Genomic DNA, 7345 nt, shown 5'->3' with positions numbered 1-7345 from the left:
ACAATTCAACCATTCTGTCCCACAGAGTCATGCCACGGTTCTTGTAGTATGCCGCAGCCTCACAGAGAAGCATCAGCGTTCCAACCGAGTCCTTGTCCCTTGCATATGTACCAGGCAGACATCCAAATGTATCTTCAAGCCCGAACACATAATTGTGTTCACCTGTCTGCTCATAAGCCCTCATTCTCGATGCTATATTCTTAAATCCGATCAGGTTGTTGCAGTCACAGAAAGTGTCGTACTTCTTACATATCTCCTTGACCATATTGGTGATAACAACCGTAGTTACAATCGCCGGATTCTCAGGCAGTCTTCCGCTCTGGGATCTCTGCATCAGCACGTAATCACAGAGGATCGCACCGAACATATTGCCCGTAAATTCTTTATATTCATTATTCTTGCTGTCATATCCATACATTCCGAGTCTGTCAGCATCAGGGTCTGTGACAAGAATCAGCTCGCCGCCGACCTTCTTCGCCAGCTCAAGACTCAGGGCATACGCCTCTGCGCCCTCAGGATTTGGAGATTTCACAGTTGGGAAATTACCATCTTGAACAGCCTGTTCCTCAACGACATGTACATCCTTGAAACCAAGTTCGCTGAGAACTCTTGTAACAGGCTTAAGGCCTGTTCCGTGAAGCGGAGAATATACGATCTTCAGATCTCCCGCCTTCTGAATCTCCTCCGGATTCATGACAAGCTTGTGAAGCTCTCCTATATATGCGTCATCGATCTCCTGACCGATCACATTCAACAGTCCTGCATCTATTGCAGCGTCCTTGTCCATAGTCTTAACCATGGAGAAATCTTCTATATTGTTGACCTCTGCAATGATCTCCTTATCCTGAGGAGATACGATCTGGGCTCCATCATCCCAGTAAACCTTATATCCGTTGTATTCCTTTGGATTGTGGCTTGCCGTTATATTCACGCCGATATTGCAGTGCAGATGTCTCACTGCAAATGAAAGCTCCGGTGTCGGACGGAGCGCATCAAACAGATACACCTTCACGCCATTTGCACACAGGCAGAGAGCAGTTTCAAGCGCATACAGCGAAGCATTGTTTCTGTTGTCAAATGCTATAGCTGCCGACGGCTCTGATATTCCGATCTTCGCCAGGTAGTTAGCAATTCCCTGTGTTGCCATGCGAACCGTGTAAATGTTCATGCGGTTCGTTCCCGCTCCCATCACGCCTCGAAGTCCACCTGTTCCAAACTCAAGGTTTGTGTAAAATCTATCTTCAATCTCCGCTTCATTATCCTTTATGTTTACGAGCTCCTGCTTCGTAACATCATCTACCTGATCGCTGCCAAGCCACATCTCGTATCTCTGCTTTGCGTCCATCTTCTACCCCTTTCCTGACCTCACAGGCCACACAGATTTTTCCTTTTTTATCTATCCACAATTTATCTTCCGTTCATTTTATTAGGCTATTTTTAGCTAATTTATTGTTATTTGTATAATATATTAAGCAGTTTTTAAATTCAATATTTAATCTTGCAATTTATATCACTTTGTTGCGCAGATGTATATTGCAGCCGTTTTATTATGGCGGTATTAACTAAAAGAATTATATTTTCTGCAATTGACTTGTAATATAACCGACCTTTTTTATTCCTTTACAGAGGCCATTTGTGATCTGCTCAAGATCAACCTGAGCGTTGTAGCCGGATTTGTGTACAGCAAGATCACGGAGGCACAGAAGGATCAGAAGGAGCTCGTAGTCCAGGTGGCATCCAGGGATCTGAAGAGCCGAATGCCGGAGTATGAACTGATCAGGATCATCGGTATACTGATCGATAATGCGCTTGAATCGACCGCCCCATTTGGCACTGCATATCTGTACCTGGACAGCAGGCAGAACCAGATAGAAATAAGAACAAGAAACAATGGTTCCGTCAAAACCAACGAATTCCGCCAGAATATGTTCTCACCGGGATATACCACCAAAACCGGAGACAGACATGGCCATGGTTACGGTCTCTACAACCTGAAAAAACTGACCGACAAGTACAATGGTAAAATATATCTCGACACGGTAAATACCGACCAGGGAGACTACATACAGTTCGACGTCATCGTATAATGACAGCAAAGCGCCGTCCGGTCACCAGACCAGACGGCGCTTTTTTGTATTTGCTATATATTATACTTATGCTACTCTGCCAGCTTGTTGAGCTTCTCAACAAGTGCTGTCTGGAGAGCTTCAAGCTTTGCATCTGCATCATCAAGGCTTGTTCCCTTGATTCCGTAGTACAGCTTGATCTTTGGCTCTGTTCCTGATGGACGTACACATGCCCATGCGCCATCCTCAAGGTCGTAGTAGAGAACGTTGGACTGTGGAAGTCCTGACTCTGTGACCTCTCCGGTGGCAAGATCTGTTATCGTGTTCTTCTCGTAATCACGAACCTTGAGAACCTTGAGTGTATCGATCTGAGTAAGTGACTCAGCTCTGAGTGAGGACATGATCTTGCGGATCTTCTCTGCTCCTGTAACACCCTTGAGCGTTATTGTGTAGAGGCCTTCCTTGTAATATCCGTACTTCTCATAGAGATCAAGCATGTGATCCCACAGAGTGATTCCCTGGCTCTTGCAGTATGCAGCAGCCTCGCAGAGACACATAACTGCAACCGGAGCATCCTTGTCTCTTGCGTATGTTCCAACGAGACATCCGTAGCTCTCCTCCATACCCATTACGAAATTGTATGAATTATTCTGCTCGAAGAACTTGATCTGCTCACCGATGAACTTGAAGCCTGTTAGAACCTCGATGAGGTTGACATTGTAATCTGCAGCCAGTGGATCAGCCATATTTGTGGTTACAATAGTCTTGACCATGGCCGGATTCTTTGGCATGAGACCGCATTTTGTTCTCTCTCTGAACTGGTATTCAGCGATTATAAGTCCTGACATATTTCCTGTAAATGGCATATACTTGCCTGTCTTTGTATCGAGTGCGTATATTCCAAGACGGTCTGCATCAGGATCTGTAGCGAGAACTATGTCCGCATTCTTCTCCTTTGCCAGCTTGAGGGCAAGCTCAAATGCCTTTGGATCCTCTGGGTTTGGATACTCAAGCGTTGTGAACTCAGGGTCTGGAAGCTCCTGCTCAGGAACAATGTATACGTTTTTGAAACCAAGCTCGGACAGGACTCTCTTTACAGGTACAAGACCGGTTCCGTGGAACGGTGTGTATACGATCTTGATGTTCTCTGACTGCTCCTTGATGATCTCAGGATGAATGATCTGCTTCTTGAGTTCCTCCATATACGCGTCATCTATCTCGGCACCTATGATAGTGAGAAGGCCCTTGTCAAGTGCCTCCTGCTTATCCATGGTCTTTACTGTATGGAAATCTGTTACAGCCTTAACCTCTGCGATGATCTCTCTGTCCTTTGGAGCTGTGATCTGCGCGCCATCCTCCCAGTATACCTTGTAACCGTTGTACTCTGGTGGATTGTGGCTGGCTGTTATAACTATACCTGCTGTACATCCAAGCTTTCTGACTGCATATGAAAGCTCAGGTGTAGGTCTGAGTGACTCAAAGAGAAATGACTTGATTCCATTTGCACACAGGCAGAGAGCTGCTTCTGCTGCAAACTCTGGAGAATACTTTCTTGAATCGTATGCTATTGCCACGCCCTTGTCCTGCGCATTCTGCTTCACAATGAAGTTTGCAAGACCCTGTGTAGCCTTGCGGACGGTGTAGAAGTTCATTCTGTTGGTTCCCGCGCCTATCACACCTCTGAGTCCACCAGTTCCAAATACAAGATCACGATAGAATCTGTCCTCGATCTCAGCCTCATCATCAGCTATGGCTGCAAGCTCCTTCTTGGTGTCCTCATCGAAATAATCATCTGTCATCCAAAAATCATATGTGTCTCTGTAACTCATCTTTCTACTTCTCCTTCTTTTTTCTCATTTAGTATGCCCTTTTATGAACGTTCTGCTGTTTGAGCAATCACTGCTCAGCGCTTCCTATTTTCTCAGGAATTCTAGTGGATCTCCCTCAGCCAGAAAATGTGTCATGAGGTATGCTCCTCTGAGCGACACCTGTTCCTCTGACAGGATTCTTCTGACCTCACCTCGGTCTGCGAGTATGACCTGTATGTCCTCTGTGCTCTCCTTGCTGTCGAGATTTGGTGTTCCTGTAACTGTTCCAAATACAGCACTGCTCATCTCATCCGTAAATCCCGGGCCCATATAGAATGGCCTTCTGTAGAGTTCTTCTCCGCCCTCATATACATCAAGGGTAAGCCCTGTCTCTTCCTTCATCTCCCTGACTGCTGCCTGCGCCGGAGTCTCATCTCCGTCCACCAGTCCTGCAGGAAGTTCATATATATACGCATCGAGTGGGTATCTGTACTGCCTTATGAGCACCAGCTTCGGCTCATCTTCCAGCTTAACTCCATATATAACTATTCCTTCCGGTTTTACATCGTGGGTCTTTATCTTGATGTCGTTCTCTTTATTCCTTGAAGCAAAGTAATAATTGAAGGCTTTTCCAGCCGTGTCAACCGCATCTATATGATAGAGGTTGAGGAACGGATTGTCTGTGAGTTTTTGTACACCTTTGTATTTCTCTTTCACTTCATCACATCCCTTCTGTGTATTTTAATGTATTCAGCCGACCATACATTCGCAAAACCGCACGGTTCCCGTGCTCTTTCGCTGCTGCGCAGCTATTTTGCTCATTGTATGGGGCGGTGACTCTATTCGAGTCACCACAGGATAAGAACACCTGATTCTTACATGCAAGCATGTCGAATCCGCTGTTCTTATCCTGCACGGCTGAATATTTACCTTTATTCAAAATTAGCATAGTTTTTACAATATATCAAATTCTTTTTTAAGTAATTTTATCATTTTTTAGCTATTTTTAATGTTTTTTAGTATATTTGCGTCATTTTGCCATATTTTTCTATGTGATTCCTGGTTTTGATGCAGCTATGTTCCTCCTGATTCTGAATATTTTTTACTCAAAAAATCCGGACACTTTGATCTGCCCGGATTCCAAAAATGTTATGCAATTTATACTCTACTGATTCTCTGTCGATACCAGTTGATATTCTGCATCTCTCAACCTGCAGTAATAAAATGTCTGTCCAGCCTCCTCTGTGTAGGTTTCAAATACTCCCGTAACGATCACCTCACTCTGGTCCGCCGGGTAATCGCCTGGATATACTGCACCTCCACCAAGTTCAAATTCAAGTCCCTGACTGCAGCATGCCAGAGCGTCAGCTATGAGACAATAATTATAATATTTGTCGGTTATTGGATAATAGGATGCATAATACTTTCCTTCTATCCTTATCGTCTTGCCCTCATATTCCTCAGGTTTTGACATCATCTGATATACCGTCGCATATACAAGATCGCTTCCCATAAGTGTGAGATCCACATCCACACCCTCAGACTTGTATTGCGCTATAACTGAGCTGTCTCCATTCACAACCTGCCCATATGTTGGTTCTGATGTCGCCTCAGTTACAGATGCGGATTCTGTCTCTGTCGTGGTTTGCATCTCTGTTGTGATCGTCGTCTCTGTTGTGGCTCCCACTGACGACTTACTTTCCACATCACCATCGCCTGTTTTCTGATTAAGCACCTTATCCACTGCATTCTGTGTGTTCAAACGACTGCCCGCAGTCTGAGATGCTCCACCACAGCCTGTGACAGTCAGCAGCATACTAAGCACCAATATTGACATAATCAATCGCTTAAATCTGTGTCTGCATCCATGCATTCTTCTATTTCTATTCATATACATATTCTTATCTCCTCATCACTTTCCCTGCTATACTGTTAAAAGCAAATATAACCATATCACACGCAACTATCGTAGAACCCACCGGTGTTGAAAATAATATGGATACCAACATTCCAGCCAAAGTTCCCACAACTGACAATACAGCCGAATATAATACCACCGACCTGAAGCTATACATAACTCGCATTGCTGAAAGTGCAGGGAATACCAGAAGCGCCGTGATGAGCAGGGAGCCCACCAGATTCATTGCAAGCACTATTATCACAGCGATTATCACCGCCAGCGCCAGATTATATGCCCCTGCATTTTTCCCGATTGCCCTGGTAAAACTCTCGTCAAATGTGACTGCAAATATCCTGTTGTAGAATAAACAAAAAAACGCTATTACACATATTGACATAACTATACACAGCCACACTTCTCCCATTGTCAATGTAAGTATTGAGGTTGAACCAAACAACGTTGAGCACACGTCGCCAGATACATTTGCCGACGTGGAAAATACATTCATTATCAGATAACCTACGGCTAAAGCACCGACAGACATCATAGCTATCGCGGCATCTCCCTTAAGCTTCGCATTTTGTCCCGACATAAGTATGAGAATTGCAGCAGCCACAGTCACCGGCATCACTATGATCGTGTTGTTTGTCAGTTTCAGAACAGATCCTACCGCCATTGCTCCAAATGCAACATGCGAAAGTCCATCGCCGATAAATGAAAATCTTTTCAAAACCAATGTTGCACCGAAAAGTGACGAACACAATGCTATAAGAATACCAACCACAAGAGCATACTTAACAAATGGATACTGCATATAGTAAATTAACTTATCAACAAGCTGCACTCTGTCCACCACCTTTCTCATATTCTACCGAAATGATGTTCCAATATCTGCTGTTCTTATATTCCTCTCTGCTGCCCCAGAACGAGCCCTCATGATTCATATGAAGCACATGTCTGGCGCAATCTATTGCCCTCAGATCATGTGATATCATGATCACTGCCACACCATTTTCATTTAACTGCTGTATCATCTGATAGAACTGTGCCGTTGCGACAGGATCAAGGCCAGTTACCGGTTCATCAAGCAGAAGAAGATTCTCAGTTGCACACAGGGCTCTCGCCAGAAGGACGCGCTGCTGCTGTCCTCCCGACAAATGCCTGTAACATTTCCTGCGTATATCCCATATTCCAAGTCGTTCAAGTTGAGATTGTGCAAGCTGCTTTTCCTTTCTGCCATAAAAAGGACGTGCTCCGCACTTAGGCAGCGTTCCCGACAAAGCCACCTCCCATACAGTCGCAGGGAAATCCTTCTGCACAGGTGTCTGCTGCGGCAGATAGCCTATATCACGCGATGTCAAACCATCGCCAAACTTTATCTCTCCTGAAACCGGTTTCAACAGGCCAAGCAGAGTTTTTACCAAGGTACTCTTTCCCGCTCCGTTCTCTCCAACTATACAGAGATAGTCTCCCTTGTCTATACTGAAATTAAGGCCTGACGCAACTGCACGTCCATCATATCCCACTGCCAGGTCTTTGCACGTTATATATGACATTTGTTTTCTCCTATA

7 protein-coding genes are annotated in these 7345 nt (G+C 44.8%); 1 reads left to right on the top strand and 6 read right to left on the bottom strand.

What is annotated here, in order from left to right; translation table 11 throughout:
- The coding region (locus tag CCU_RS10905) for a phospho-sugar mutase (protein ID WP_208896177.1) at positions 1–1345 on the bottom strand (1345 nt) is incomplete at its 3' end.
- Positions 1346–1586: 241 nt separating this feature from the next.
- Here CCU_RS10905 and CCU_RS10900 point away from each other — a divergent pair.
- A complete protein-coding gene (locus CCU_RS10900; protein WP_243440889.1) occupies positions 1587–2087 on the top strand; it encodes a sensor histidine kinase in 501 nt (166 codons plus the stop codon).
- A gap of 71 nt (positions 2088–2158) precedes the next feature.
- Here CCU_RS10900 and CCU_RS10895 read toward each other — a convergent pair whose 3' ends face one another.
- The 5 genes from CCU_RS10895 to CCU_RS10875 all read right to left on the bottom strand — a co-directional run bounded on the left by CCU_RS10895 (position 2159) and on the right by CCU_RS10875 (position 7330).
- A complete protein-coding gene (locus tag CCU_RS10895; protein WP_015534696.1) occupies positions 2159–3895 on the bottom strand; it encodes a phospho-sugar mutase in 1737 nt (578 codons plus the stop codon).
- A gap of 84 nt (positions 3896–3979) precedes the next feature.
- Positions 3980–4591: an NUDIX hydrolase gene (locus tag CCU_RS10890; RefSeq protein ID WP_022216151.1), complete on the bottom strand. Its 612-nt coding sequence runs from the start codon at positions 4589–4591 to the stop codon at positions 3980–3982.
- A gap of 448 nt (positions 4592–5039) precedes the next feature.
- Positions 5040–5765 (bottom strand): hypothetical protein, encoded by a 726-nt coding sequence (locus CCU_RS10885; protein ID WP_156332982.1) that lies wholly within the window; start codon positions 5763–5765, stop codon positions 5040–5042.
- A gap of 10 nt (positions 5766–5775) precedes the next feature.
- Positions 5776–6639, bottom strand: coding sequence for a metal ABC transporter permease (locus CCU_RS10880; RefSeq protein WP_055272305.1), 864 nt, complete (start codon positions 6637–6639; stop codon positions 5776–5778).
- Entirely contained in the window at positions 6605–7330 is a 726-nt protein-coding gene (locus tag CCU_RS10875; RefSeq protein ID WP_015534694.1) for a metal ABC transporter ATP-binding protein, read from the bottom strand. Before CCU_RS10875 ends, CCU_RS10880 begins: the two co-directional genes overlap by 35 nt.
- Positions 7331–7345 lie beyond the last annotated feature (15 nt).

The sequence above is a fragment of the Coprococcus sp. ART55/1 genome (assembly GCF_000210595.1).
GTDB lineage: Bacteria > Bacillota > Clostridia > Lachnospirales > Lachnospiraceae > Coprococcus > Coprococcus aceti.
This window is presented reverse-complemented; position numbering and strand designations above follow the sequence as displayed.

Excerpts from the sequence above, each read along its gene's own strand:
- CCU_RS10895 (WP_015534696.1), bottom strand. The coding sequence starts at position 3,895 with ATGAGTTACAGAGACACATATGATTTTTGGATGACAGATGATTATTTC.
- CCU_RS10885 (WP_156332982.1), bottom strand. The coding sequence starts at position 5,765 with ATGAATAGAAATAGAAGAATGCATGGATGCAGACACAGATTTAAGCGA.
- CCU_RS10880 (WP_055272305.1), bottom strand. The coding sequence starts at position 6,639 with ATGAGAAAGGTGGTGGACAGAGTGCAGCTTGTTGATAAGTTAATTTAC.
- CCU_RS10875 (WP_015534694.1), bottom strand. The coding sequence starts at position 7,330 with ATGTCATATATAACGTGCAAAGACCTGGCAGTGGGATATGATGGACGT.